The following is a 24911-nucleotide window of genomic DNA, read 5'->3' on the forward strand; positions in this document are numbered from 1 at the left end:
TCAGCGCAGGTCGGTTTAAGGGATGCGTCTGGTGTCGTCAAGCGCCGTTCGGCGCAGGAAATCAATTTCTGTAATCGCGTTCTAATGCAGAAGACAGACGCCCTTCCCTCAACCCTGTGAACATATCCAAGAACAGGATTCGAGGTCCGAGGAAATCCGAATCATCGACTCGGCACGCAGCGGTTGCGCAACCGGCTGGCCGATCAGAGACGCCGGATAAGTCGTGGCTGCAGCCAGCGCCTCCTGAAGCGGCACGTCAGCATGTGTGACCAGAATGCGGATCGCAGTGGTCAAGTCCAAATCGGCCCCAGCCAGCGTTCCATCCTCAAGTGTCAGGCGTCCGTCCGTCCGCGTGATCCGGCGACCCTCCAGTTCGAACGCGGCCTGATCCGTACCCGCAACAGCCATGGCATCGCTGACAAGAAATATCTGGCCGGGCGCTTTCTTGGCAGCCCAGGCCGAGCGGATAACCTCGGGGTGGACATGGATACCGTCGGCGATCAACCCCGCCGACAGCCCGCCCGTCGCCAGCGCCGCGCCAACAAGACCGGGTTCCCGGCTGCCCAGTTGGCTCATGGCGTTGAAAAGGTGTGTGACGCAGCGCGCGCCCGCCGCGGCATAACGCTGACACGTCTCGAAATCTGCATCGCTATGCCCTAGCGACACCAGAATCCCGGCGTCCGACAAAGCTTGCACTTGCTGCAGGGACACGGATTCGGGCGCAAGAGTCACCTTCAGGCACGGCAATTGCTCTGCTGCCGCAATCAGCATGGTCAGGTCCGCGTCCTCCATCGGACGAATTAGCGCCCCGTCATGCGCGCCCTTTCGCGCCACCGACAGGTGTGGCCCTTCAAGATGCAACCCAGCCACACCCGGAACCCCCGCGCGAACCGCCTCTATCGCGGCTGCAACGGCGGCTTCGGTTTTCTGGGGCGTGTCGGTGATTAGTGTCGGCAGCAAGGAAGCCACACCCAGACGGCGATGCGCTTCGGCGATCTGCCGGATCGAGTCAACCGAGGGGGCGTCGTTGAACATCACGCCGCCGCCGCCGTTCACCTGCAGGTCGACGAAGCCGGGGCACAAGATATCCCCGTTCAGGTCGATGACTTGCCCTTCGATCTGTGCGGTCTCCTCAGCCGCAAGCGCGGCAAGGACGCCGTTGCGAAAGGTCATGACCTGATCAAAATGCAGGCGCTCTCCATCGAACAGGGCACCATTGCGAAATGTCATGGAGTCTGAGGTCATACCGTCTCTGTCACCTTTCTCAGATGGCGCGGAGTGTCTGGGTCGATCCCGCGCGCCTGCGCCACGGCTTCGACCATGCTGTAAAAAGACGTGATCGTGGCAATGGGATCAGTCATCCAGTGATCGGTTCGGGTTACCGGTAGGCTATGCGCTTTGGTGACCTTATCAGTGGCCGCGAAAACAGCCGCACCTTTGCCTGCCAACGCATCAGCCGCCTCGGCTGTCGTTTGCTCGGCGGCGTCTGCGGCGGCAAAAACGATGGCGGGAAACCCCTGTTCAACGATTGAGACCGGACCATGCAGAACCTCGGCCGCCGAATAGCTTTCGGCGTGAATCTGGCAGGTTTCCTTGATTTTTAGAGCAGCTTCATTGGACATCGCAAAGGACGGACCACGGCCCAGCGTGAACAGTGACCGGCCGGTGATTGCATCAGCCGCCGTCGACCAATCGCATTGCGCGGCCTGCCCCAAATGACCGGGCAAGGATCGGATCGCGGCCGTCAAATCACCATCCCCCTTGATTTCAGCCAACAACCACAACCCCGCCACAAGCGACGTGACAAAAGTTTTGGTCGCAGCGACACTCAGTTCCGGCCCTGCGTGCAGGGGCAAGACCGCATCCGTTACTTCAGCAAGGCGCGAGGCCGTGTTGTTGGTGATCGCAACCGTCACCCCGCCCGAAGATTTCAGCGTTCGGGTCATCCCTACAATGTCTGGACTTTGGCCCGATTGCGACACCGAAAGGCACACCGCCCCAGCCGCACGCAGATCAGCCCCATAGATCGAACTGACCGACGGCCCGACCGAGGCCACAGGCAGGTTCAGCAACAATTCGGCAGCGTATTTCAAATACGCGCAAGCGTGGTCCGACGACCCCCGCGCCACTGTAATCAGAAACCGGGGATCGGCCTCTTTCACCCGCCTTGCCGCATCCTGAATATTGGCGGCACCCTGGCTTAGCAATCGGTCAACGGCGTCGGGGATTTCCAAAACCTCCTGACGCATTTTCGAACTGTGTTCTGACATGCTCACTTGCCTTTCCGGCTACAGCCGCAACTCGGCGACAAAGTCATAGGTGTCGCCTCGATAGAGGGATCGGGTCAATTCCGCGACCCGCCCGTTTTTAAGAAATGAAACGCGTTCGATGTTCAGTCCGGCGGCCCCTTCGGGCACCTCCAGCAACTCAGCCTCTCGCGCTGCGAGGTTAAGGGCCGATATCTTCTGTACCGCGCGCACTGGTCGTCGCCCCAGACCGTCTAGCACCTCATAGAGCGAGGTGGTCACCTCGATCGGGTTTGGCAGGATATCCAGCGGCAGCGCAGCACGTTCCAGCGCCAGCGGGCGGCCATTTGCCTCGCGCAGGCGATAGATTCGGGAAATTTGCTCGCCCTCTTTCAGGCTCAGGGCCTGGACCTCCTCGGGGGTAGGTGCAAAGACGCCGCGTTCCAGCCATTTTGAGGTGGTCTGCATACCGCGGCTCGACATGTCCTCGGTGAACGAGGTCAAATGAGTCAGCGATTGTTCGACCCGCGCCACACGTTCGCGAATGAACGATCCTGACCCCTGACGTTGTTCGATCACACCTTCCTGCACCAGTTCCTGAATCGCTTTACGAACGGTAACGCGCGAAAGATCGGTGATTTCAACCAGCTCACGTTCCGACGGCAGCGAGGAATTCGGAGGCAACACGCCGGTGTCGATCCCCTCTTGCAACCTGTGCCTTAGCTGAACATAGCGCGGCCCTTTGTCCGGGCTCAGCCACAAATCGGCACGCAGGAAGTCAGAGATGCTCATGTCGGATCTCCTTCGCAAGGGCCAAGGCCCCGGTCAGCGGCTCACCCAGCGAGGGGCGAATGGCCGATTGCATGTCATCAGGTAAATAGTGCGCATATTGCCCCGCAATCCCACCGGTCAGGCAGATCGTCTGACCCGCCTGCCAGCCCAACTGTTTGGCGGTATCCGAGATATAGCCAGCCCCCGCTCGTAGAATATGTGCGGCAACCGCATCGCCTTTTTTCGCAGCGGACGTCACTGTAGGTGCGAGCACTCCGAATTGTGCGGGCGTGGCCGTTCCAGCAAAGCGCACAATACCAGCCGGGCCCTGAAGGTCAGCCAACAGCATTTGCGTCAGATCGGTTTCGGCTTGCGTGCCATCATATGCACGCAGCGTCTCAGCCAGGGCTCTGCGCCCAACCCACTGGGCCGAGGCCTCATCCCCCAGAATCGAACCCCAACCTCCGGCAAAACGCATCGCGCCATCCGCCTGCACCGCAAGAAAAGACCCGGTGCCGCAATGCGCGATCAAACCGTCCCGCGCGCCCAATGCCCCCCGAACGGCGGCGGGGCGGTCATCTTCGACCCGCGCGCAGGTCAGGCCCAGCGCATCCCGCAACCGCCCTGCGATCGCGGCATCAGTAACGCCCGCCAGTCCCACAAAAGCAGGCAGAGTGATTATACCCCCTATGGTCACCTCGATCTGACGCGACAATTGATCCAGCCCAGCCCGAATCTGCGCCAGCGCGCTGTCAAAATCGGTCGAAACATTGGCCGCTCCGGTCTCGACACTGTGGACCACACCCCCGATTTCACAGGCGACGCGGCATCGCGTCCCCCCGCCATCAACGGCCAACACAGCATTATCTCGAGACTCATTCATGACAATACCATTATAATACCTTTCAGCGATAGAAAAGGCCAAATTCAGCACTGAAGGGCCACATCATCAACTAAACGGATGAATTACCTCGATAAGTCTCAGTCAGAAATAAAATTCTAGACAAGTGGTATTAGATAGGTATTGTATTGGGGAAACGTGGGAGGATTCTCTTGACGCTGCCGTCAACCGAACAATTACACCCTGATGCCGCGCGCCTGTCACCAGGCGATCTGGCCACTTCGGCTCGCGCGTTGGCCGAAGGTCAAATCAAAGCTGCCTCAGCCGTTCGCGACGCCGAGGACAACATCGTCCGGGGCGCCAAGGCCATGGCAGAAACCATGCGCGCAGAGGGGATATTGCACTTTGTGGCCGCCGGGTCATCTGGCCTGATGGCAGCTGCTGACGCGCAAGAGCTGGGCGGCACATTCTCGATCCCCCCTGCCCGTCTGCGCATACATATGGCAGGTGGCCTGCCCACCGGGGTTGAAATGCCGGGCGGGGCCGAGGATGCGACCGAAGGGTTGGAACAAGCCTTGGACAGCTTACAAGCCAAAGACACGGTGATTGCGGTTTCAGCAAGCGGCTCTACGCCGTACACAGTGGCTGCCATGAACATCGCCCGCGCCAAGGGCGCAACTGTGATCAGTATCGCCAATAACGGCGGCAGCCCCTTGCTGCTCGGCGCTGACATTCCCATCCTGTTGGCCACGCCGCCCGAGTTGATCTCAGGCTCCACACGCATGGGTGCTGGAACAGCACAGAAGATTGCGCTGAACATGCTGTCTTCGCTTATGGCGGTTGAGCTTGGCCATGTGCATGGCGGCATGATGGTCAATCTACGTGCCGACAACGACAAACTGCGGGGCCGCGCCGCCGGGATCGTCGCCCGCATCGCCGAAGTGGATACAGAAACGGCGCAAAACGCACTGAACGTTGCGCATGGCGACGTAAAACCCGCCATTCTGATTGCCGCACAAGACCTGTCGTTGGCGCAAGCGGATGCTCGCCTGCGAACCACGAACGGAGTTCTGACCGCAGCATTGGCTAAGGATTAACAACTAAATAACGGGAGAGAGAGATGAAACATAAAAGCCTTAAGCTGGCCTTATTGGGGACAACCCTGATGGCCACAACTGCCTATGCCGAAGACGTAACCCTGACCATCGAAAGCTGGCGCAATGATGACCTGACCCTGTGGCAGGACCAGATCATTCCCGCGTTCGAAGCGCAGCACCCCGGAATCAAGATCGATTTCACCCCGTCAGCACCGGCAGAGTATAACGCCGTTTTGAACTCGAAACTGGATGCGGGTTCAGCCGGTGATCTGATCACCTGCCGCCCCTTTGACGCCTCTTTGGCGCTGTATGATGCAGGACACCTTACCGATCTGTCCGGAGTCGATGCGATGAGTAACTTCTCGGACGTGGCAAAATCGGCCTGGCAGACGGATGATGGCGCGGTCACATTCTGCGTTCCGATGGCTTCGGTAATTCATGGGTTCATATATAACAAAGACGCATTTGCTGAACTTGGGATCGAAGTTCCAACGACCGAGGATGAGTTCTTTGCCGCGCTCGACAAGATTCGGGAAGATGGCACCTATATTCCGATGGCAATGGGTACCAACGACCAGTGGGAAGCCGCCACTATGGGTTACAACAACATCGGCCCGAACTACTGGAAGGGCGAGGAAGGCCGTCAGGCCCTGATCGCGGGTGAGCAAAAGCTTACCGATGAGGCATGGACAGCCCCTTATGCCACATTGGCACGCTGGGGTGAGTATCTGGGCGACGGGTATGAGGCACAGACCTATCCCGATAGTCAGAACATCTTCACACTAGGTCGCGCGGCGATCTATCCCGCAGGCTCATGGGAAATCTCGGGCTTCAACACACAGGCCGATTTTGAGATGGGTGCATTCAAGCCGCCAGTCCGTAACGCTGGCGACACCTGTTATATTTCGGACCACACCGATATCGGCATCGGCATGAACGCCGCGACTGAACATCCCGAGGCCGCCGAGACATTCTTGACCTGGGTCGCAAGCCCGGAATTTGCAGAAATTTTCGGCAATGCCCTCCCCGGCTTCTTCCCACTTTCCAACACGCCTGTCGAATTGCAAGATCCATTGGCCAAGGAAATCGTGGGCTGGCGCGACGAGTGTGAATCGACCATCCGCTCGACCTATCAAATCCTGTCGCGCGGTACACCGAACCTTGAAAATGAAACCTGGGGCGCATCGGTTGCCGCCATCAAAGGCGCCAAATCCCCCGAGGATCTGGGTGCAGAATTGCAGGAAGGTCTCGCCTCCTGGTACGCACCACACCAGTAAACCCAATCATACCCGGGCGGCGGTGATCGCCCGGGTAAACCCGACACCCCATTGAAAGCAGTCCAATGAACCGCCCCCGCTTCCGCTGGCATATCGTCGTGTTTCTGGCACCGGCCGTGCTGGTCTATACCGCGGTTATGATCTTTCCGCTGTTCAACACGCTGCGTCTGGCGCTGTTTACCGAGGTCGATCAGACCCGTGTGTTCGTAGGCCTACAGAATTTTCGAACGCTGTTCTTTGACCCGATCTGGTCCGAACAGTTCTGGAATGCGCTGGGGAATAACTTCTGGTTTTTCCTGATCCATATGCTGGTGCAAAACCCCATTGGCATCGCACTGGCCGCGCTTCTCAGCCACCCACGGCTTCGATTTGCGGCCTTGTACCGGTCGGCGATCTTCATCCCTACGATCCTCAGCTTCGTGATTGTCGGCTTCGCCTGGAAATTGATCCTGTCGCCGATCTGGGGCATCGCTCCGTCAATGCTGGACGCGATTGGGCTGAAATCCCTGTTCGCTCCGTGGCTGGGAAAAGAGGAATACGCCCTGACCACGCTGGCGCTGATCTCGGTTTGGCAGTTCGTGGGCATACCGATGATGCTGATCTATGCCGCCTTGTTGACCATACCCGAAGAAATCCTTGAGGCAGGTGAGATTGACGGCATCACCGGGGCCTCGGCCTTTTGGAAAATCAAGCTGCCGCTGATCCTACCGTCGATTGGGATCATCTCGATCCTGACCTTCGTGGGCAATTTTAACGCGTTCGACCTGATCTATGCGTCTCAAGGCGCGCTGGCCGGGCCGGATTTCTCGACAGATATTCTGGGTACATTCATGTATCGCACTTTCTTTGGCTTCCAATTGCAACTGGGCGATCCCCATATGGGATCAGCCATCGCCGGGGCCATGTTTGCCATCATCCTGGTGGGTGTCTGCTTCTATCTGTTTGGCATCCAGACCCGGATGCGCCGGTATCAACTGTGAGGGTGAACGGATGAACAAAGCACGCCAAAATCCCTTCAACACCACCGCGATGCACGGTGCGTTGATCCTGTATACGCTGATCGCCCTGTTCCCGGTCTTTGTCATTCTGATCAACAGCTTCAAAACCCGCCGCGCGATCTTTCGCGAACCCCTGGCCCTACCCAGCGCAGACAGCTTTTCACTGATCGGGTACGAGACGGTGATGAAGCAGGGGGATTTCTTCCTCTACTTCCAGAACTCGATGATCGTCACGGTCGCATCGCTGTTCTTCATCCTACTGCTTGGCGCCATGGCGGCCTATGCGCTGTCTGAATACCAGTTCAAAGGCAACCTGCTCATGGGGCTTTATCTGGCGCTGGGGATCATGATCCCTATCCGCATCGGCACTGTGGCGATCCTTGAGATGATGGTGGCGACCGGGCTGGTGAACACGCTGTGGGCGCTGATCCTTGTCTACACAGCGCAGGGGTTACCGCTGGCCGTATTCATACTGTCTGAATTCATGCGGCAGGTCAGTGATGACCTGAAAAACGCAGGTCGCATTGACGGTCTGTCGGAATACACGATCTTTTTCCGACTGGTCCTGCCACTGGTTCGTCCGGCAATGGCAACTGTAGCCGTGTTCAACATGATCCCTATCTGGAATGACCTGTGGTTCCCGCTGATCCTTGCCCCGGCTGAGGAAACCAAAACGCTGACATTGGGTAGTCAGGTCTTTATCGGCCAGTTCGTGACCGACTGGAACGCGGTTTTGTCCGCCCTGTCGATGGCAATCCTGCCGGTTCTGGTTCTCTACGTCATCTTCTCGCGCCAACTGATCCGTGGCATCACATCCGGAGCTGTCAAATGACCCGTGTACTGATCACAGGTCTGGGCAATATGGGGCTAAGCCATGCGCTGGCCCATCACCACCACCCCGATGCGCAAATCGTCGGGCTGGTGAACCGATCCGGGCGCGTAGATCACACCGAACTTTCGGATTATCCAGCGTATTCGGATTTCGAAACTGCTCTGAATGAGACCCGCCCCGATCTGGCTGTGATCGCGACCTATTCCGACAGCCACGCCGATTACGCCTGTGCGGCGATGCAGGCAGGCGCGCATGTCTTCGTCGAAAAGCCGCTAGCCACCAACGTCGCTGACGCGCGGCGGGTGGTGGAAACCGCCACGCGGCTGAACCGCAAGCTGGTCGTGGGCTATATCCTGCGCCACCACCCGTCTTGGATGCGCTTGATCACCGAGGCGCGCAATCTCGGCGGGCCATATGTGTTCCGTCTGAACCTGAACCAGCAATCCTCGGGCGCGGAATGGGAAACGCATAAGGCGCTGATGCAAACGACCTCACCTATTGTCGATTGCGGCGTGCATTATGTGGACGTGATGTGCCAGATCACCGACGCGCAGCCCGTCCGCGTACACGGCATGGGTCTGCGCCTATCCGATGAGATCGCCGAGGACATGTACAATTACGGTCAGTTTCAGGTGGTTTTTGATGACGGCTCGGTCGGCTGGTATGAGGCCGGATGGGGCCCAATGATGTCTGAAACAGCCTTTTTCGTGAAAGATATCGTGTCGCCCAACGGATCGGTTTCAATCACCGATGGCAATAAAGGCGCATCCTCCGATATTGATGGGCATACAAAGGTCGGAGGCCTTCTGGTCCATACGCCACAAGGTGACCGAACCATCGAAATGCCCGATGAACCCGGCCATCAGGAACTCTGCGATGCCGAACAAGCCTATATGCTGCGCGCAATCGCCGAAGACATCGACCTGACCCGTCATATGAATGACGCCGTTCAATCCCTCGCCATTTGTCTGGCCGCGGATGAAAGCATCCGCACCGGCCAGCCCGTTTCCCTTGAGGAGCCCGCAAAATGACCGCCCTGACGCTGAGCAATGTGAACAAATCCTTTGGCAATGTGCATGTCCTCAAGGACATCACGCTTGAGGTTGAAGAAGGCGAGTTTGTTGTCTTCGTCGGCCCCTCGGGTTGCGGCAAGTCCACCCTGCTACGTGTGATTGCGGGGCTCGAAGATGCCTCCTCGGGCGAAATCAATATCGGTGGTCAACAGGTCAATCTGGTGCCGCCATCCAAGCGTGGCATAGCTATGGTGTTTCAAAGCTATGCACTTTACCCGCACCTCAGCGTGCGCGGGAACATGACGCTGGCGCTGAAGCAGGAAAAGCAGTCCAAAGCGGTGATAGAGGAACGCGTGGCCAATGCCAGCCGGATGCTGAACCTCGAGCCCTATCTGGATCGCTATCCGTCTGAATTGTCGGGTGGTCAACGCCAGCGGGTCGCTATCGGCCGCGCCATTGTACGGGAACCCAAGCTGTTCCTGTTTGACGAACCGCTGTCCAATCTGGACGCCGCCTTGCGGATGAACACACGGATCGAGATTGCGAACCTGCACCGGGCACTGGACGCCTCGATGATCTATGTCACCCATGACCAGACCGAGGCGATGACACTGGCCGACAAGATCGTCGTTCTGCGTGACGGGCGGGTGGAACAGATCGGCAGCCCGATGGAGCTGTACAACAACCCTGCAAACCAGTTCGTTGCAGGATTTCTGGGCTCACCGTCTATGAATTTCCTACCCGAAAGCCTGTTGGGGGATAGCGGCCAGAACATCATTGGAATCCGCCCCGAAGACCTGTTTCTGTCCGACGACGGCCCGCTGACAGCTCAGGTCAGCCATGTGGAGAAACTGGGTGGAGATACAAACGTTATCGCCAAAATACACGACCAATCCGTGACCGCGCGGCTATTCGGTCAGCACGCTATTTCCGAAGGTCAGGAATTGCGGCTCGCCTATACTGCTGACAAGGCCTATCGGTTCGACGCAGCTGGTCAGCGTTTGCGCTAAATGTCGCAGGCACGCGTGTTTTTCTGCGGAACAATCGCGCACCAGAACGCGCGGATTCCCGCAGAGAAAAGGCCTTTTCCCTTTTCATTGCACGCAAAATTCTGAAAGATCAGGCCTCTCCCTTAATGGGGTTGTTATCAAGCTGTCACAAAGAAATTCTAATTGCCTTTCATCTGCTATTTTCTGACAGCCAGGAGCTATCCATGAAAGACATTGATCCCACCACCCTGTCCGCCGACGATTGGGACGAGCTGCATTTCCCCCGCCCCGAAGAAAACGACTTTGACCGTGTTGTAGAAAGCGCCATTTCGCGCCGAGGTTTTCTGGGTGGTGTGCTAGCATTTGGATCAGGCGCTGCCGCTATGGGCGCGGGTCTGATGGGGTCGACTGCCGCTCATGCCGTCACCACGTCGCGCTTTGCATTCACGCCGATTGCTGCGCAGACCGATGGCACCGTGCATGTGCCCGAAGGGTATGAGTGGAAAATTCTGATGCGTTGGGGCGATCCACTGTTTTCCGATGCCGATGGCTATGACCTGACGGATGGCGGCCCATTGGACAAATCAGACCGTATCTTCGGTGAAAACACTGATGGGATGGAGACATTTTCGTTCCGGGGTCACGAGCTGATCGCCATCAACCACGAATACCCGAACCGCAAGATCAACATGCCAGCTGCGCAGGAAGGCGTGCCCGCCAACGCGGATGATGTTTTGAAGCTGCAGAACATTCAGGGTGTGACCGTGATGGAGATCGCCGAAGGCCCCAATGGCTGGTCGGTTGTCAAAGACAGCCCATTCAATCGCCGTATCCACCACAATACGCCGATGAAGATCGTAGGCCCCGCTGCAGGTCACGATCTGCTGAAGACGCAGGCCGACCCAACCGGCACCGCATCTCTGGGCACCATGAACAACTGTGGCGCAGGTAAAACGCCATGGGGCACATACCTGACCTGTGAAGAGAACTTTAACGGCTATTTCGGATCGTCCGATGAAAACGCCAGCTACGACCAGAAGGTGGCAGACGGCTTCAAGCGTTACGGTGTCAAAGCCGAAAGCTGGAACGGGTATGAGCTTTTCGATCCGCGTTTCGACACGTCAAAAAACCCAAACGAACCGCACCGCACGGGTTGGATCGTGGAAATCGACCCGACCAAGCCGAACAGCACGCCGGTCAAACACACCGGCCTGGGCCGCTTCAAACACGAAAACGCCGAGGTGACACTGGCCGCAGATGGCCGTGTGGTTGTCTATATGGGCGATGACGAGCGCGGCGAGTACTTGTACAAGTTCGTCTCGAACGGCACCTATCAGCCGGGTGGCGAAACCGAGAGCTTGCTGAATGACGGAACGCTTTACGTTGCCAAGTTCAACGACGATGCGACCGGCGAATGGCTGCCACTGACGCCGGAAACGACTGGCATGGATGATGCTGAAATCCGGATATTTACCCGCGTGGCAGCGTCGGCCGTAGGTGGCACCACTATGGACCGCCCAGAATGGGTGGCATCGAGCCCGGTTGCGGTCGAGGCCTATTGTTGCCTCACCAACAACAAGAACCGTGGTGTCAAACCGAATGCCGGTGGTGACGACACGTCGGTCAATGCCGCCAACCCACGTGAGGCCAACAAGTACGGTCAGATCGTCCGCTGGCGACCAGCGAATGACGATCACACCGCAGGCACCTTTGACTGGGATCTCTACGTCATGGCGGGCAACCCAACGGTGCATTCCGACGACCGCGCTGGCTCGCCGAATGTGAATGTGGGTAACCTGTTCAACTCGCCCGATGGCATGGTCATCGACTCGACGGGCCTGATCTGGATTCAGACCGACGGTAAGGACAACAACGAGGGTGACTTTGCTGGCAATGGCAATAACCAGATGCTGGTTGGCGACCCGGTGACCGGTGAAATCGTACGGTTCATGACGGGCCCCAATGGTTGCGAGGTCACCGGCTTGGCCTGGTCCAACGACCTGCGCACCATGTTTGTGGGCATTCAGCATCCGGGCAGCAACTGGCCCGATGGCGGTACACCGCGATCATCGGTCATCGCGATCAAGCGCTCCGACAACGGTCTGGTCGGCTAAACGTCGAAAAAGCCATCACACTACAGTTGGGGGCGTTTTGTCAGATATCTTCACCCGGAGGCGCCAGTGGCCCTCCGGGTGCCAGAAGATGACGCTCCGACAGCCACGGGTTCAGTTCCAGTGCTTGGTTCAAAGCTTCGCGCGCCTCTTCAATCCTTTGCAATCCCAACAAGGTCAGGGCGCGCCCGCTGATGGCCGCCACATGGTTAGGCGACAGTTCGATCGCCTTGTCCAAATCGGGCAATGCGGCCTGAAAATCCTGCCGCAAGTAATGCGCAAAGGCGCGCTGGTTGTACCCTTCGGCATATGACGGGCAATAGGCGACCAGCTTGTTGAAATCCTCGATCGCGCCCAGCAGGTCCCATGCGTTTCGGCGCGTCATGCCTCGGTCCAGAACCGCCTGCGCGCTTTCATCAGGTGCGTCCGTCCAAAACTCCCACAATTGGTTCGACAAGAGACGGGCGGCCTGTTCGCTTTCGGCCTGTTGTATCTGGGCGATTACGCCACTGACATCGGCGCTGTGATCCGGCGCAACAGGGCATTCATCGGCATGCGCTGTTGTGGATGTTATTAACAGGATGGTGGCATAGGTGATCTGTTTCATGACCCAATGGTGACGCGTGCGGGGTTTTCGTCAACCCATCCCGTCAATGGCACCGGACACGCCCGTCTCTTTCACCGCTTCCATCGCGACGAAGGTCGATGTGTTGGCCACATGCGGCAGGGATGAGATTTTCTCGGCCAGCACCGCGCGGTATTCCGACATCGAGCCGGTACGAATTTTCAACAAATAGTCAAAATTTGACGCAATCATATGGGCTTGCTCGATCTCGGCCACCCTACGCACTGCCGCGTTGAACTCGGCAAGGGCCTTCTCGCGCGTGTCGGTCAGGCGCACCTCGACAAAGGCGACGTGATCCAGACCAAGACGGATCGGGTCCAGCAGGGCACGGTATCCGGTGATGATACCCTCGGCCTCAAGTCTTTTCACACGTGCTTGAGTTGGAGATTTCGACAACCCGATCCGCCGCGCAAGGTCGGCAACCGAAATGCGCCCGTCCTCGGCCAGAATCGCTAGGATCGACCGGTCGAACCGGTCCAGATCGGGATTACCTTTTTGCATCGCTGAGCCTCGAAATTTCAGAACATTCGCCTACCATTTTTTGAACTTAAGGCGATTGTCCTGAAAAATCGACTGTATACTCCCCAAAAGCCCGGAGGATACATGACACACAGCCTGCGCACCCATATCGACGGCCAGACCTATGCTGACCAGTCTGCAGTATTGGATCAGTTGGTCGAACAGACCAACCTGCCCCAAGCCGACCGCACGGCGATCTGTGCAGCAGCGGCTCAGTTGGTGCGTGACATCCGGTCCAGTACTTCGCCCGGCATGATGGAGGTGTTTCTGGCTGAATACGGCCTGTCCACCGACGAGGGCATCGCGCTGATGTGTCTGGCCGAGGCGCTGCTGCGCGTCCCTGATGCCGACACCATCGACGCGCTGATCGAGGATAAGATCGCACCGTCGGATTGGGGCAAACATCTGGGGCAGTCATCGTCTTCGTTGGTGAACGCGTCAACCTGGGCGCTGATGCTGACCGGAAAGGTTCTGGACGAGGGCAAAGCGTCGCCCGTCGGCGCCCTGCGTGGGGCCATCAAACGATTGGGCGAACCGGTGATCCGTACGGCCGTTGGCCGCGCGATGAAGGAAATGGGCCGTCAATTTGTACTGGGTGAGACTATCCAGTCCGCCATGGACCGGGCCGCCGGGATGGAGGCAAAGGGTTACACCTATTCCTACGACATGCTGGGCGAGGCGGCGCGCACCGAAGCTGACGCCGCCCGTTATCACCTGTCTTATTCCCGCGCCATCGCGGCCATTGCCGATGCCTGCACCCATGACGATATCCGGGCCAATCCGGGGATATCGGTAAAGCTGTCAGCCCTGCATCCGCGCTATGAACTGGCGCAGGAACAACGGGTGATGGAAGAGCTTGTCCCTCGCCTGCGCGCCCTGTGTCTGTTGGCCAAAGCCGCCGGTATGGGCCTGAATGTAGACGCCGAGGAAGCCGACCGCCTGTCGCTTTCCTTGCAAGTGATCGAAGCCGTGATGGGTGAACCCGCATTGGCCGGTTGGGATGGTTTCGGCATTGTCGTGCAAGCCTATGGTCCGCGTGCGGGGCTTGTTCTGGACACGCTCTATGACATGGCAGAACGTCATGACCGCAAACTGATGGTCCGGCTGGTCAAAGGGGCCTATTGGGATACCGAGGTCAAGCGCGCGCAGGTCGAGGGTGTCGACGGTTTCCCGGTTTTCACGCGTAAGGCGGCGACCGATATCTCGTACATCGCCAATGCCCGCAAGCTGTTGGGTATGACCGACCGGATTTACCCGCAATTTGCCACCCATAACGCCCATACGGTCAGCGCAATCCTGCATATGGCCGACGCGCAACCGTTCGAGTTTCAGCGTTTGCATGGCATGGGCGAAACTTTGCATCAGATCGTTCGCGATCAAAGCAACACTCGCTGCCGAATTTACGCTCCGGTCGGAGCACATCGCGATCTTTTGGCCTATCTGGTGCGGCGTTTGCTTGAAAACGGTGCGAACTCCTCCTTCGTGAACCAGATCGTCGATGAAAATGTGCCACCCGAGGAGGTCGCCTCGGACCCGTTCGACACCATTGCAGAACCAAAATCACCGCTGCCAACCGGCCCTGAACTGTTTCAACCCGAGCGACCCAATTCTAAAGGGTTCGATCTGCAACACACACCGACGCTCGATCGGATAGACGCCGCCCGCGATGCGTTTCGCGCACATCACTGGTATGCGCAGCCGCTTCTGTCACAAGACGCGCATCCCGACGCTGACGAACCCGTCACCAATCCGGCGCATCCGCAGGACCGACCGGGCGCGGTCGCCCCGGCCAGCGCTCAGGATGTCGAACTTGCGTTGGCCACGGCGTCCCCGTGGAATGCTCCGGCTGAACAACGGGCGCAGGTATTGAATACAGCAGCTGATCTGTACGAAGCACATTATGGTGAGCTTTTCGCTCTGCTGGCGCGAGAGGCTGGCAAATCGATTCCCGATGCGGTCGCTGAACTGCGCGAGGCGGTCGATTTCCTTCGTTATTATGCTGCTAACATCCCCGCGGCTGAACCAGCGGGCACGTTTACTTGCATCAGCCCCTGGAACTTTCCGCTGGCAATCTTTACCGGGCAGATTTCGGCGGCTTTGGCCACCGGCAACGCCGTTCTAGCCAAGCCTGCGCCGCAAACGCCGTTGGTCGCGCACCGGGCTGTCCAACTGCTGCACGAGGCCGGAGTACCGCGCGACGTTCTGCAACTGCTGCCCGGTGGGCCGTCAGTCGGGGCGGCGTTGACGTCAGACCCGCGCGTGTCTGGGGTCGCCTTTACAGGCTCGACGGCCACCGCATTGAAAATTCGTTCAGCAATGGCAGAGAACCTGAAACCTGGCACGCCTTTGATCGCGGAAACCGGCGGATTGAACGCCATGATTGTGGACAGCACCGCACTGCCTGAACAAGCCGTGCAATCCATCATCGAAAGCGCATTTCAATCTGCGGGTCAGAGATGCTCGGCCCTGCGCTGCCTCTATGTGCAGGAAGATATCGCCGACGACTTGCTGACCATGCTGACCGGCGCGATGGAGGCTTTGCAGGTCGGTGACCCATGGCTTTTGTCGACCGACTGCGGCCCGGTCATTGATCAGGACGCGCTGCAAGGCATTGCGGACCACATCGCGCAAGCGCGCGCAGAAGGCCGGGCGGTGAAGGAACTGAACACGCCACCTGAAGGGACTTTCATCGCCCCTACCCTGATCGAAATCCCCGGTATCAGCGCACTGGAGCGTGAAGTGTTTGGCCCGGTCCTGCATGTCGTCCGCTTCAAGGCTGCTGAGATTGATCAGGTCATCGCCGACATCAATGCCACGGGTTATGGGCTGACTTTCGGCCTGCACACCCGCATCGATGACCGGGTCCAACACATCACCGAGGCCGTTCACGCGGGCAACATTTATGTCAACCGCAACCAGATTGGTGCGATCGTGGGTTCTCAGCCCTTTGGCGGCGAAGGTCTGTCGGGCACCGGACCCAAGGCGGGTGGGCCGAACTACATGGCACGCTTCTGTGCTCCGGATCGTCAACACAGCACGGCGAATTGGAACAACACGATGGGCGATCTAACTGATCCGCAAGGCCAGCCTGCTGCCGTACGCACGCAATCCCTGCCCGGTCCGACCGGCGAATCCAACCGACTGAGTGAATTCCCCCGCGCGCCGTTGTTGTGCATGGGGCCAGGACCCGAGGCCGCGCAAGCGCAGGCCGAAGCAGTCGCAGCCCTGGGCGGCACCGCCATTCTAGCGACCGGAATGGTGGACCTGCACAGGCTAGAGAACATCGCCAATATCTCAGGAGTTCTGTGGTGGGGAGATGACGAAACCGCGCGCGAGATCGAACGCCACCTGGCCCGCCGTGACGGCCCGATCCTGCCGCTGATCCCCGGTCGGCCTGACCGGGCGCGGGTTCTGGGCGAGCGTCACGTCTGCGTCGACACCACCGCCGCCGGAGGCAATGCGGCCTTGTTGGGAGGTGCGGCGTAACCGTACCTTGACGCTGGGCCGGGAAAAGCCCAGCGTCCCCCCATGTTTCCGATCCGTGACCACAATCCGTCGGGGCGCACGCCCTATGTCGTTTACCTACTGATGGCAGCCAATATCCTGATTTTCTTCAGCTATGTGGGGATTATGGATAATGCACCGCTGATCAACAGGCTGTATTTCGACTATGCTATCATCCCGGCGCGGATCACCGATGGATTTGCGTTCGAAACCCTTGTGACGTCGATGTTTCTGCATGGTGGATGGATGCATCTGGCCGGGAACATGCTGTTTCTCTGGATTTTCGGGGACAATCTTGAGGATGAGATGGGCCACCTGCCCTTCCTGCTGTTCTATTTGCTGGCTGGTGTCGGCGCAGGCCTGATCCACGTTGCCACCGCGCCGGACTCGGTGGTGCCGACCATTGGAGCCTCGGGTGCGATTGCCGGGGTGATGGGCGGCTATCTTTTGCTGTTCCCCAAAGCGCGCGTGGACGTTCTGCTGATTCTGATCGTCTATTTTCGGATTTTCACCATCCCGGCTTTCATCATGCTGGGCATCTGGTTGGGCCTTCAATTCATGGGCAGCCTTGCAAGCAACCCAGACGAAGGTGGAGTTGCCTATTGGGCGCACACGGGGGGCTTTTTTGTCGGCCTGGTCCTGTGCCTCCCGCTTTGGCTTAAACGAGGTGGCCCCGCGTATTGGGGCCGCACCCACGGCCACCCGCCCCACCCCGAACACAAATACAAATTATCGCAATCCCGCATTCCACGGGTCCCGCGAAAATAGGCGCTAGTCCTCAGGCGGCTTCGGTAATCGACCACCGCTGAGCTGCGTGATCTCTTCTGCGGCGTCCCGAACCAACGTACCCAGTTCTGTTGCCCGGTCGGCAACGAACCGGACAGACGGCCCAGACACGGAAATCCCGGCACAGGGTTCGCCCCGGTCATTGTAGATGGCGGCACCGATACAAGACATGCCTTCGTACCGTTCCTCATGATCATGCGACCAGCCGCGGGCATGGGTTTTAGCCAAATCCGCCTCTAGCCCTTCGTTCGGCAGCAACGTATGTGAGGTGAAACGAACAGCGTCAGCCGCCAATGCTTTGCTGGCCGCAGACTCGCTCATCGCGGCCAATATCGCTTTGCCTGTGCCGGACGCGTACATCGGCGTCCTAGCACCCGGTGGGAAAAACGCCCGGATCGGGTTTGGCGTTTCAACCTGTCCGACAAAAACCACTTCGGACCCGTCTGGCACGGCCAAATTCGCGGTTTCGCCACTTTCTTGCATCAAGCGCCGCAAGATCGGTCGCCCGATTTCAATCACGCTGTTTCGACGCAGGAACGAAGCGCCGGTGCGATACGCTTCAATCCCGATCATCCATTCCTGCCGTTCGTCATCGAAGGCGACAAACCCATGTTTCTGCAACGTCGCCAGAATGCGGTGCGTAGTGGCTGTAGGTACATCCACTTCGCGCGCAAGATCGCTTAGCGCAGCGCGTTCCATTCGTGCCACTGCGGTCAGAACAACCAGCGCCCGATCCAGTGATTGCATGGTCCCGGCCGAGCTTTCCTTGAACAGCGATTTGGGCCTGCCGCGCGGCCTTTTGGGGGTGTCCGTCACTGATTTCTCCTTTCAGACCGGCAAAGTTTTTTTCATCCCGCTTTCTGAAACTCAAAAATGAAAAACGGAAAATCACATCTATTCAATGGATTATTTATTTAATTGCAAAAATGAAAATATTTTTCAAGAAAATTGCACCAAGGAGCGATTTCTACAACACTCTTCTTCAAATCGGAGGATCTAGAAATGTCCAATCAAAACCCGGTATTCATTCCCGGCCCCACCAATATCCCGGATCGGTTGCGCCTAGCGATGCAGGTCCAGACACAGGACCACCGCGCGCCTGATTTTGTCGAAACCTTTGCCCCTGTGCTGGAAGACACCAAAAAGGTGTTTGGAACCAAAGAAGGGAAGATCATCACCTTCCCGGCCAGCGGAACAGGCGGCTGGGAGGCATCGGTGACCAATACTCTCAGCCCCGGCGACAGCGTACTGGTTGCGCGCTATGGCATGTTCAGCCATCGCTGGATCGACCTGTGCCAACGGCACGGCCTGGATGTCCGCATCATCGAATGCCCCTGGGGCAGCGGCGCGCCCGCCGATAAGTTTGCCGAAGCTCTTGCCGCAGACAAAGAGCATAAGATCAAAGCAGTTCTGGTAACGCATAACGAAACGGCGACCGGCGTACGCTCGGATATCGGAGCGGTGCGCAAGGCAATGGATGCCAGCGACCACCCGGCGATGCTGTTTGTGGATTGCGTCAGTTCACTGGCCTCGATGCCGTTCGAGTTTGATGGCTGGGGCGTCGATATCGCGGTGTCGGGTTCGCAAAAGGGCTTCATGCTGGCAACCGGTATGGCGATCCTGTGTGTCAGCCCCAAGGCGCTGGCTGCGATGGAAACGGCCCAACTGCCGCGCACCTTCTTTGATTTCCGCGACATGATGAACGCAAATGCGTCGGGCGGGTTTCCCTATACCCCACCGCTGCAGCTGATCTATGGTATGCGCGAAAGCCTGAAGATGCTGTTCGAGGAAGGTCTGGACAACGTATATGCCCGCCATTTCCGTCTGGCCGAAGGGGTCCGCAAGGCAACTGCCGCCTGGGGGCTGGAGTTGGTGGCGCAATCGCCCGACCTGTATTCCGATACCGTCAGTGCGATTTACGTACCTGAAAGCTTTGACAGCAATGCGCTGACCGATCACGCCTTTAATGCCTATGGCGTAAGCTTTGGCATCGGGTTGGGCGAAATGAACGGCAAAGCCTTCCGTATCGGCCATCTGGGCAGCCTGACGGATGTAATGGTTCTGTCCGGTCTGGCCACGATCGAAATGGCGATGGCTGATCTGGACTATCCGATCACGTTGGGCAGCGGTGTTGCAGCAGCGCAGGAGTACTTCCGCAGCGGCAGCGCCACACCGATGCAATCCGCAGCTTAAGGAGGAGCTTGATGTTGGACGCACTCACCACAGCTGAAAGCCTGACGCTGGCCGACATGCGCGAAGCGCACGAACGGATTCGGCCACATATCAACCGCACCCCAGTGATGCGTTCGGACTATCTGGACGAACTGACCGGCGCACAGCTGTTCTTTAAATGTGAAAACTTCCAAGAAGCCGGGGCCTTCAAAGTGCGCGGGGCCTGCAATGCGGTCTTTGGGCTGGATGACGACGCTGCAAAGCGCGGCGTGGCCACCCACTCTTCGGGCAACCATGCGCTCAGTTTGTCATATGCAGCCGGACGGCGGGGTATTCCCTGTAACGTCGTGATGCCGCGCACGGCACCGCAAGCCAAGAAAGACGCGGTGCGCCGTTATGGCGGGATCATCACCCAGTGTGAACCTTCGACCACCTCGCGTGAGGCCGTGTTTGCCGAAGTGCAAGGCCGGACGGGCGGTGAGTTCGTTCACCCCTACAACGACCCGCGTGTAATTGCAGGGCAAGCCACCTGTTCGGCCGAACTGCTTGAGCAAACCGACGGTGTGGACGCTGTAGTCGCACCCATTGGTGGCGGCGGCATGATCTCGGGCACGTGCCTGACAATGTCGAACGCGGCCCCCGAGGTAAAGATATACGCCGCCGAACCGGAACAAGCCGACGACGCCTATCGCAGCTTCAAGGCCGGGCACATCATCGCGGATGACGCGCCGATCACTGTCGCCGACGGTCTGAAAGTGCCGCTGAAGGAAAATACCTGGCACTTTGTGTCCCGCTTTGTCACCGACATTCAAACCGCCAGCGAAGACGAAATCGTCGAGGCGATGAAGATCACCTGGAAATACCTGCGTGTTGTGATGGAACCCAGCAGCGCCGTGCCGTTAGCCACCATCCTGAAACACCCCGAAGTGTTCAAAGGCAAACGCATCGGCGTGATCATCACTGGCGGCAACGTGGATTTGGATAAATTGCCCTGGATCAAGGGCTGAGGAGGAAGAAGTATGAACAAGCCTGTGAATATTGATCAGCTTGAAGTTGGCTTTGACATTCCTGCCGCGATTGGCACGGACGAGGCCGAAATTCAGACGCCGAGTCTGGTGCTGGATCTGGACGCGCTGGAGCGCAACATCAAAAAGATGGGTGACTATGCCAAGGCCCATGGGATGCGTCACCGGGTGCATGGCAAGATGCATAAATCCATCGATGTGGCGAAGCTGCAGGTCGAACTAGGTGGGGCCTGTGGGGTATGCTGCCAGAAGGTTTCAGAGGCCGAAGTCTTTGCCCGCGGCGGTATCAAAGACGTTCTGGTCTCGAACCAAGTGCGCGACCCGGCCAAGATCGACCGCCTTGCGCGCATGCCCAAGCTGGGCGCACGGACGATCTGCTGCGTCGACGACATCGACAATGTCGGCGATCTGTCCGAGGCGGCACAACGCCATGGCACCCAGATCGAATGTCTGGTCGAGATTGACTGCGGCGCAGGTCGCTGCGGCGTGACGACGACACCCGAGGTAATCGCCATCGCCAAAGCCATCGACGCGGCTCCGGGGCTGAAGTTCTCTGGCATTCAGGCTTACCAGGGCGCGATGCAGCACATGGACCTTTATGAGGACCGCAAGGCTAAGATCGACGTTGCCGTGGCACAGGTCAAAGACGCAGTGGACGGGTTGGCCGCAGAAGGTCTGGAGTGTGACATTGTCGGCGGTGGCGGCACCGGGTCCTACTATTTTGAAAGCACTTCGGGCGTATACAACGAACTGCAGTGCGGTTCCTACGCCTTCATGGACGCCGATTATGGTCGTATCCTTGATCAGGACGGCAACCGCATCGACCGTGGAGAATGGGAGAACGCGTTCTTCATCCTCACCAGCGTCATGAGCCACGCCAAGGCCGACAAGGCCATTGTCGATGCAGGCCTCAAGGCGCAGTCGGTGGACAGTGGCTTGCCGGTGATCTTTGGGCGCACCGATGTGGAATACGTCAAGTGTTCGGACGAACACGGTGTTGTCGCTGATCCCGACGGTGCGTTGAAGGTGAACGACAAACTGCGTCTAGTTCCGGGTCACTGCGACCCCACCGCCAACGTCCATGATTGGTATGTTGGGGTGCGCAACGGCAAGGTCGAAACCCTCTGGCCAGTATCCGCTCGCGGTAAGGCGTATTAAGCCGAACCGCATTGATCCGGGCGGCGGTTCTTCCCTTCCCTGCCGCCCGGACCTGCCCTCAAGCTAAGGAAAAGGTCATGAAAGATATGTCGGAAAAACCCTTGCTGATCGTCGGAGAAGATCTGTGCCAGCAACTGGTTGGCCGCAGCGACGCGTTTGACGCGGTGCAGGACGTGTTCGCCGCAATGGCGCGCGGAGATGCTTACAACTTTCCGGTCATCCGTGAAGCGATTGGCTATGCCGATGCGCTATATGGATTCAAATCCGGCTTTGATCGGGCCGGTCAGGTGCTGGGTGTCAAATCTGGCGGCTACTGGCCCGGCAATCTGGACAAAGGGTTGACCAACCACCAATCCACTGTCTTCCTGTTCGACCCGGACACCGGGCGTCTGTCTGCACTGGTCGGCGGCAACTACCTGACCGCCGTGCGCACGGCTGCATCGTCTGCCGTTTCCATCGCCCATCTGGCCCGAAAGGACTCCAAGGTTCTGGGCATGGTTGGCGCTGGCCATCAATCCGCCTTCCAACTGCGCGCCGCAGCCGAGCAACGCGACTTTGAAAAAGTCGTTGCCTGGAACCCCCACCCCGAGATGCTTCCGCGTCTGGGTGAGGTCGCGAAAGAAATCGGCCTCGACTTCGAAGCTGTTAGTCAAGAAGAGCTGGGCGCACAGGCGGATGTCATCATCACCATCACGTCGGCGTTTGAACCTTTGCTGATGAAAGACTGGATCAAACCGGGCACCCATCTGGCCTGCATGGGCACCGATACGGTAGGCAAGCAAGAAGTCGACGCCGCGCTGGTTGCCAGTGCAACGGTTTACACCGACGAAGTTGCCCAATCGGTCACCCTTGGCGAAGCTCAGCATGCCATCGCAAACGGCTCGTTGACCGAAGATCAGATCACCCCAATCGGTGCCGTCATCAATGGCGACCATTCGGGGCGGGCAAGCGCGGATGAGATCACCTTGTTCGACGGAACCGGTGTTGGGCTACAGGACCTGGCGGTTGCATCTGTTGCCGCACGGCTGGCGGATGAAGCCGGGCTGGCGCAGCGCGCAACCCTCTGAATCCAGTCTCTTTGAAACGACAAAGCGCGCCTGTAACAGGGCGCGCTTTTTTTAATGGATTTGCAGGAAGCTTAGCCCCGGATAACCTTGGCGAACTGGTCAAAGATCGGCTCATTGGCGCAGATCACCTCGCCATCCTCAAGCACGTTGCCTTCGGGGTTCAGGGCTTGCACAAAGCCACCGGCCTCTTTCACGATGATGATCCCAGCGGCCACGTCCCAAGCGTTCAGGCGACGCTCCCAGAACCCTTCATAGCGGCCTGCGGCCACATAGGCCATGTCCAGCGCCGCAGCGCCCCAGCGGCGCACACCAGCGCAGGCAGGCATCAGCCGGGCCAGATCCTGCAACGTGGCAGGCAGGTCCGAGCGGCCCCCGAATGGCAAGCCGGTCGAAAAGATGGACTCGATCATGCGATGACGGCCCGAGACACGGATGCGGGTATCGTTCATCCATGCGCCTTCACCTTTTTCGGCAAAGAACATCTCATCCTTGGCGGCGTCATAGATCACTCCGGCCACGATCTTGCCCTTGTGTTCCAGCGCAATCGACACCGCCCAGTGCGGCAGGCCGTGCAGGAAGTTGGTTGTGCCGTCCAACGGGTCTACAATCCAACGGCGGGTTGGGTCCTCACCATCAATCGCGCCGCCCTCTTCGGCCAACCAGCCATAGGTTGGGCGCGCACCCAGCAGTTCCTCTTTCAGGATTGCCTCGGCGGCAATATCGGCCTTGGAGACAAAGTCGCCCGCGCCTTTCATCGACACCTGAAGGTTCTCGACTTCACGAAAATCCTTGACCAAAGAACGCCCCGCCTTGCGCGCGGCTTTGATCATGATGTTGAGGTTTGCACTGCCAACCATTGTCCAAAGGCTCCTGTCCGGTCAAACCGCGCGTATACTGGTGCAACGCGCCCTTGCCAAGAGGAATGATGCGCATAGCAGACCCGCGTTTATTACCTATTGCTCTTGCAGCTTGCGCGCCTCGGTTCCCGCCAGTTCGATCAGTTCCTGCACGTAGGGTTTTTCAAGGTCTTCCGAGCGCACTGCCGCGTACAATGTGCGGGTAATTCCGTTTTCCGTCAGCGGGCGGGTGACATAGTCCGAGTTGTATTTTACCTCGCGCACGACCCAGTCAGGCAACGCAGCAACGCCCCGGTTCGAGGCCACAAGCAACAGGATCACTGCCGTCAATTCCACCTGCCGGATTGCGGCCGGTTCAACGCGTGCCGGGATCAGCAATTGGCTGAACACATCCAAACGTGTGCGTTCGACCGGGTATGTAATCAGGGTTTGCCCTCGGAAATCCTCGGCCTCGATGAACTCTTTCTGCGCCAAGGGGTGCGAGGACGACGCGACAAAGACCGCGTCATAGTCAAACAGTTCGATGAATTCTATACCCGGCAGCTCCTCAGGGTCGGACGACACCACCAGATCGACCTCTTCCTTCTGCAGGGCAGGCAAAGCGTCAAAGGCCAGACCCGGGCGGATATCGACATCTACATCGCCCCAGGATTTGCGGAAAGATTCCAGCACCGGGAACAGCCATTCGAAACAGGCGTGACATTCGATGGCGATATGCATCCGCCCCGTGCGCCCGTCCCGCAGAGAGGAAAATTCCTGTTGCGTCGCCTCAAGTTGCGGCAGAATCTGCTCAGCCAGCCGTAACAGACGCAAGCCCGCCGCCGACAGTTTCATCGGCTTGGACCGGCGCAGGAACAATTCGACCCCCGCCTGATCCTCCAACCCCTTGATCTGATGGCTCAGCGCGGATTGCGTGATGTTCAGCTGATCCGCCGCACGGGCCAAGCCGCCGCATTCATGGATGGCCTTAATCGTACGCAGGTGTCGGAATTCGATGTGCATTGTAGTGTGACTCATGTTGTT

At 58.5% G+C, this 24911-nt stretch carries 22 protein-coding genes; 13 read left to right on the forward strand and 9 right to left on the reverse strand.

Annotation, left to right across the window (positions count from 1 at the left end; genetic code table 11):
* Nucleotides 1-108: 108 nt before the first annotated feature.
* The 4 genes from nagA to ACR0AJ_RS04480 are packed head-to-tail and all read right to left on the reverse strand — an operon-like array spanning nt 109 to nt 3900.
* Nucleotides 109-1245 (reverse strand): N-acetylglucosamine-6-phosphate deacetylase, encoded by a 1137-nt coding sequence (gene nagA, locus ACR0AJ_RS04465; protein WP_480740179.1) that lies wholly within the window; start codon nt 1243-1245, stop codon nt 109-111.
* Nucleotides 1242-2270: an SIS domain-containing protein gene (locus ACR0AJ_RS04470; protein WP_480740181.1), complete on the reverse strand. Its 1029-nt coding sequence runs from the start codon at nt 2268-2270 to the stop codon at nt 1242-1244. Before ACR0AJ_RS04470 ends, nagA begins: the two co-directional genes overlap by 4 nt.
* Nucleotides 2271-2288: 18 nt before the next feature.
* Nucleotides 2289-3038, reverse strand: a complete 750-nt coding sequence (locus tag ACR0AJ_RS04475) for a GntR family transcriptional regulator (protein ID WP_170347919.1) — start codon at nt 3036-3038, stop codon at nt 2289-2291.
* The gene (locus ACR0AJ_RS04480) at nt 3025-3900 is read right to left on the reverse strand and encodes a glucosamine kinase nucleotide-binding domain-containing protein (protein WP_170409023.1); all 876 of its coding nucleotides are present in this window, start codon (nt 3898-3900) and stop codon (nt 3025-3027) included. Before ACR0AJ_RS04480 ends, ACR0AJ_RS04475 begins: the two co-directional genes overlap by 14 nt.
* Nucleotides 3901-4070: 170 nt before the next feature.
* Between ACR0AJ_RS04480 and ACR0AJ_RS04485 the strand changes: the two genes are divergently transcribed.
* The 7 genes from ACR0AJ_RS04485 to ACR0AJ_RS04515 all read left to right on the forward strand — a co-directional run bounded on the left by ACR0AJ_RS04485 (nt 4071) and on the right by ACR0AJ_RS04515 (nt 12178).
* Nucleotides 4071-4955 carry an N-acetylmuramic acid 6-phosphate etherase gene (locus ACR0AJ_RS04485; RefSeq protein WP_480740183.1) on the forward strand — a complete coding sequence of 295 codons (885 nt, stop codon included), beginning with the start codon at nt 4071-4073 and terminating at the stop codon, nt 4953-4955.
* A gap of 23 nt (nt 4956-4978) precedes the next feature.
* Entirely contained in the window at nt 4979-6232 is a 1254-nt protein-coding gene (locus ACR0AJ_RS04490) for an ABC transporter substrate-binding protein (RefSeq protein ID WP_170347916.1), read from the forward strand.
* Between the two features lie 65 nt (nt 6233-6297).
* Nucleotides 6298-7212, forward strand: a complete 915-nt coding sequence (locus ACR0AJ_RS04495; protein ID WP_480740184.1) for a carbohydrate ABC transporter permease — start codon at nt 6298-6300, stop codon at nt 7210-7212.
* A gap of 10 nt (nt 7213-7222) precedes the next feature.
* Nucleotides 7223-8062 carry a carbohydrate ABC transporter permease gene (locus ACR0AJ_RS04500; RefSeq protein WP_170347914.1) on the forward strand — a complete coding sequence of 280 codons (840 nt, stop codon included), beginning with the start codon at nt 7223-7225 and terminating at the stop codon, nt 8060-8062.
* On the forward strand, nt 8059-9093 hold the full coding sequence (locus ACR0AJ_RS04505; protein WP_480740186.1) for a Gfo/Idh/MocA family protein: 1035 nt from the start codon (nt 8059-8061) through the stop codon (nt 9091-9093). The genes ACR0AJ_RS04500 and ACR0AJ_RS04505 overlap by 4 nt, the downstream gene beginning before the upstream one ends.
* Nucleotides 9090-10085: an ABC transporter ATP-binding protein gene (locus ACR0AJ_RS04510; protein WP_170347912.1), complete on the forward strand. Its 996-nt coding sequence runs from the start codon at nt 9090-9092 to the stop codon at nt 10083-10085. Before ACR0AJ_RS04505 ends, ACR0AJ_RS04510 begins: the two co-directional genes overlap by 4 nt.
* Before the next feature lie 203 nt (nt 10086-10288).
* Complete coding sequence (locus ACR0AJ_RS04515; protein WP_480740187.1) at nt 10289-12178, forward strand: PhoX family protein; 1890 nt, start codon at nt 10289-10291, stop codon at nt 12176-12178.
* A 40-nt stretch (nt 12179-12218) separates the two neighbouring features.
* On the opposite strand, the gene ACR0AJ_RS04520 is transcribed toward ACR0AJ_RS04515, so the two are convergent.
* The gene (locus ACR0AJ_RS04520; RefSeq protein WP_480740189.1) at nt 12219-12782 is read right to left on the reverse strand and encodes a tetratricopeptide repeat protein; all 564 of its coding nucleotides are present in this window, start codon (nt 12780-12782) and stop codon (nt 12219-12221) included.
* Between the two features lie 30 nt (nt 12783-12812).
* On the reverse strand, nt 12813-13301 hold the full coding sequence (locus ACR0AJ_RS04525; RefSeq protein ID WP_170347909.1) for an Lrp/AsnC family transcriptional regulator: 489 nt from the start codon (nt 13299-13301) through the stop codon (nt 12813-12815).
* Between the two features lie 102 nt (nt 13302-13403).
* On the opposite strand from ACR0AJ_RS04525, the gene putA reads away from it, so the two are divergent.
* The gene (gene putA, locus ACR0AJ_RS04530; protein ID WP_480740190.1) at nt 13404-16805 is read left to right on the forward strand and encodes a bifunctional proline dehydrogenase/L-glutamate gamma-semialdehyde dehydrogenase PutA; all 3402 of its coding nucleotides are present in this window, start codon (nt 13404-13406) and stop codon (nt 16803-16805) included.
* 42 nt (nt 16806-16847) lie between these two features.
* The gene (locus ACR0AJ_RS04535; protein WP_170347907.1) at nt 16848-17591 is read left to right on the forward strand and encodes a rhomboid family intramembrane serine protease; all 744 of its coding nucleotides are present in this window, start codon (nt 16848-16850) and stop codon (nt 17589-17591) included.
* A gap of 3 nt (nt 17592-17594) precedes the next feature.
* Here ACR0AJ_RS04535 and ACR0AJ_RS04540 read toward each other — a convergent pair whose 3' ends face one another.
* A complete protein-coding gene (locus ACR0AJ_RS04540; RefSeq protein WP_480740191.1) occupies nt 17595-18425 on the reverse strand; it encodes an IclR family transcriptional regulator in 831 nt (276 codons plus the stop codon).
* 186 nt (nt 18426-18611) lie between these two features.
* Between ACR0AJ_RS04540 and bhcA the strand changes: the two genes are divergently transcribed.
* The 4 genes from bhcA to bhcD all read left to right on the forward strand — a co-directional run bounded on the left by bhcA (nt 18612) and on the right by bhcD (nt 23031).
* Entirely contained in the window at nt 18612-19802 is a 1191-nt protein-coding gene (gene bhcA / locus ACR0AJ_RS04545) for an L-aspartate--glyoxylate aminotransferase BhcA (protein ID WP_170547984.1), read from the forward strand.
* 11 nt (nt 19803-19813) lie between these two features.
* Entirely contained in the window at nt 19814-20788 is a 975-nt protein-coding gene (bhcB, locus tag ACR0AJ_RS04550) for a beta-hydroxyaspartate dehydratase BhcB (RefSeq protein ID WP_480740193.1), read from the forward strand.
* Between the two features lie 12 nt (nt 20789-20800).
* Nucleotides 20801-21964, forward strand: coding sequence for a 3-hydroxy-D-aspartate aldolase BhcC (gene bhcC / locus ACR0AJ_RS04555; RefSeq protein ID WP_480662443.1), 1164 nt, complete (start codon nt 20801-20803; stop codon nt 21962-21964).
* 77 nt (nt 21965-22041) lie between these two features.
* Nucleotides 22042-23031, forward strand: a complete 990-nt coding sequence (gene bhcD / locus ACR0AJ_RS04560) for an iminosuccinate reductase BhcD (RefSeq protein ID WP_170347902.1) — start codon at nt 22042-22044, stop codon at nt 23029-23031.
* A 71-nt stretch (nt 23032-23102) separates the two neighbouring features.
* On the opposite strand, the gene ACR0AJ_RS04565 is transcribed toward bhcD, so the two are convergent.
* Nucleotides 23103-23888: an inositol monophosphatase family protein gene (locus tag ACR0AJ_RS04565; RefSeq protein WP_170347901.1), complete on the reverse strand. Its 786-nt coding sequence runs from the start codon at nt 23886-23888 to the stop codon at nt 23103-23105.
* Between the two features lie 96 nt (nt 23889-23984).
* On the reverse strand, nt 23985-24890 hold the full coding sequence (locus ACR0AJ_RS04570) for a LysR family transcriptional regulator (RefSeq protein ID WP_170349338.1): 906 nt from the start codon (nt 24888-24890) through the stop codon (nt 23985-23987).
* Between the last annotated feature and the right edge of the window lie 21 nt (nt 24891-24911).

It is taken from the genome of Ruegeria sp. CJ9, from assembly GCF_056536625.1.

Coding starts and splice junctions, on each gene's coding strand:
- nagA (WP_480740179.1), bottom strand. CDS start 1,245: ATGACCTCAGACTCCATGACATTTCGCAATGGTGCCCTGTTCGATGGA.
- ACR0AJ_RS04470 (WP_480740181.1), bottom strand. CDS start 2,270: ATGTCAGAACACAGTTCGAAAATGCGTCAGGAGGTTTTGGAAATCCCC.
- ACR0AJ_RS04475 (WP_170347919.1), bottom strand. CDS start 3,038: ATGAGCATCTCTGACTTCCTGCGTGCCGATTTGTGGCTGAGCCCGGAC.
- ACR0AJ_RS04480 (WP_170409023.1), bottom strand. CDS start 3,900: ATGAATGAGTCTCGAGATAATGCTGTGTTGGCCGTTGATGGCGGGGGG.
- ACR0AJ_RS04490 (WP_170347916.1), top strand. CDS start 4,979: ATGAAACATAAAAGCCTTAAGCTGGCCTTATTGGGGACAACCCTGATG.
- ACR0AJ_RS04495 (WP_480740184.1), top strand. CDS start 6,298: ATGAACCGCCCCCGCTTCCGCTGGCATATCGTCGTGTTTCTGGCACCG.
- ACR0AJ_RS04500 (WP_170347914.1), top strand. CDS start 7,223: ATGAACAAAGCACGCCAAAATCCCTTCAACACCACCGCGATGCACGGT.
- ACR0AJ_RS04505 (WP_480740186.1), top strand. CDS start 8,059: ATGACCCGTGTACTGATCACAGGTCTGGGCAATATGGGGCTAAGCCAT.
- ACR0AJ_RS04510 (WP_170347912.1), top strand. CDS start 9,090: ATGACCGCCCTGACGCTGAGCAATGTGAACAAATCCTTTGGCAATGTG.
- ACR0AJ_RS04515 (WP_480740187.1), top strand. CDS start 10,289: ATGAAAGACATTGATCCCACCACCCTGTCCGCCGACGATTGGGACGAG.
- ACR0AJ_RS04520 (WP_480740189.1), bottom strand. CDS start 12,782: ATGAAACAGATCACCTATGCCACCATCCTGTTAATAACATCCACAACA.
- ACR0AJ_RS04525 (WP_170347909.1), bottom strand. CDS start 13,301: ATGCAAAAAGGTAATCCCGATCTGGACCGGTTCGACCGGTCGATCCTA.
- putA (WP_480740190.1), top strand. CDS start 13,404: ATGACACACAGCCTGCGCACCCATATCGACGGCCAGACCTATGCTGAC.
- ACR0AJ_RS04535 (WP_170347907.1), top strand. CDS start 16,848: ATGTTTCCGATCCGTGACCACAATCCGTCGGGGCGCACGCCCTATGTC.
- bhcA (WP_170547984.1), top strand. CDS start 18,612: ATGTCCAATCAAAACCCGGTATTCATTCCCGGCCCCACCAATATCCCG.
- bhcB (WP_480740193.1), top strand. CDS start 19,814: ATGTTGGACGCACTCACCACAGCTGAAAGCCTGACGCTGGCCGACATG.
- bhcC (WP_480662443.1), top strand. CDS start 20,801: ATGAACAAGCCTGTGAATATTGATCAGCTTGAAGTTGGCTTTGACATT.
- bhcD (WP_170347902.1), top strand. CDS start 22,042: ATGAAAGATATGTCGGAAAAACCCTTGCTGATCGTCGGAGAAGATCTG.
- ACR0AJ_RS04565 (WP_170347901.1), bottom strand. CDS start 23,888: ATGGTTGGCAGTGCAAACCTCAACATCATGATCAAAGCCGCGCGCAAG.
- ACR0AJ_RS04570 (WP_170349338.1), bottom strand. CDS start 24,890: ATGCACATCGAATTCCGACACCTGCGTACGATTAAGGCCATCCATGAA.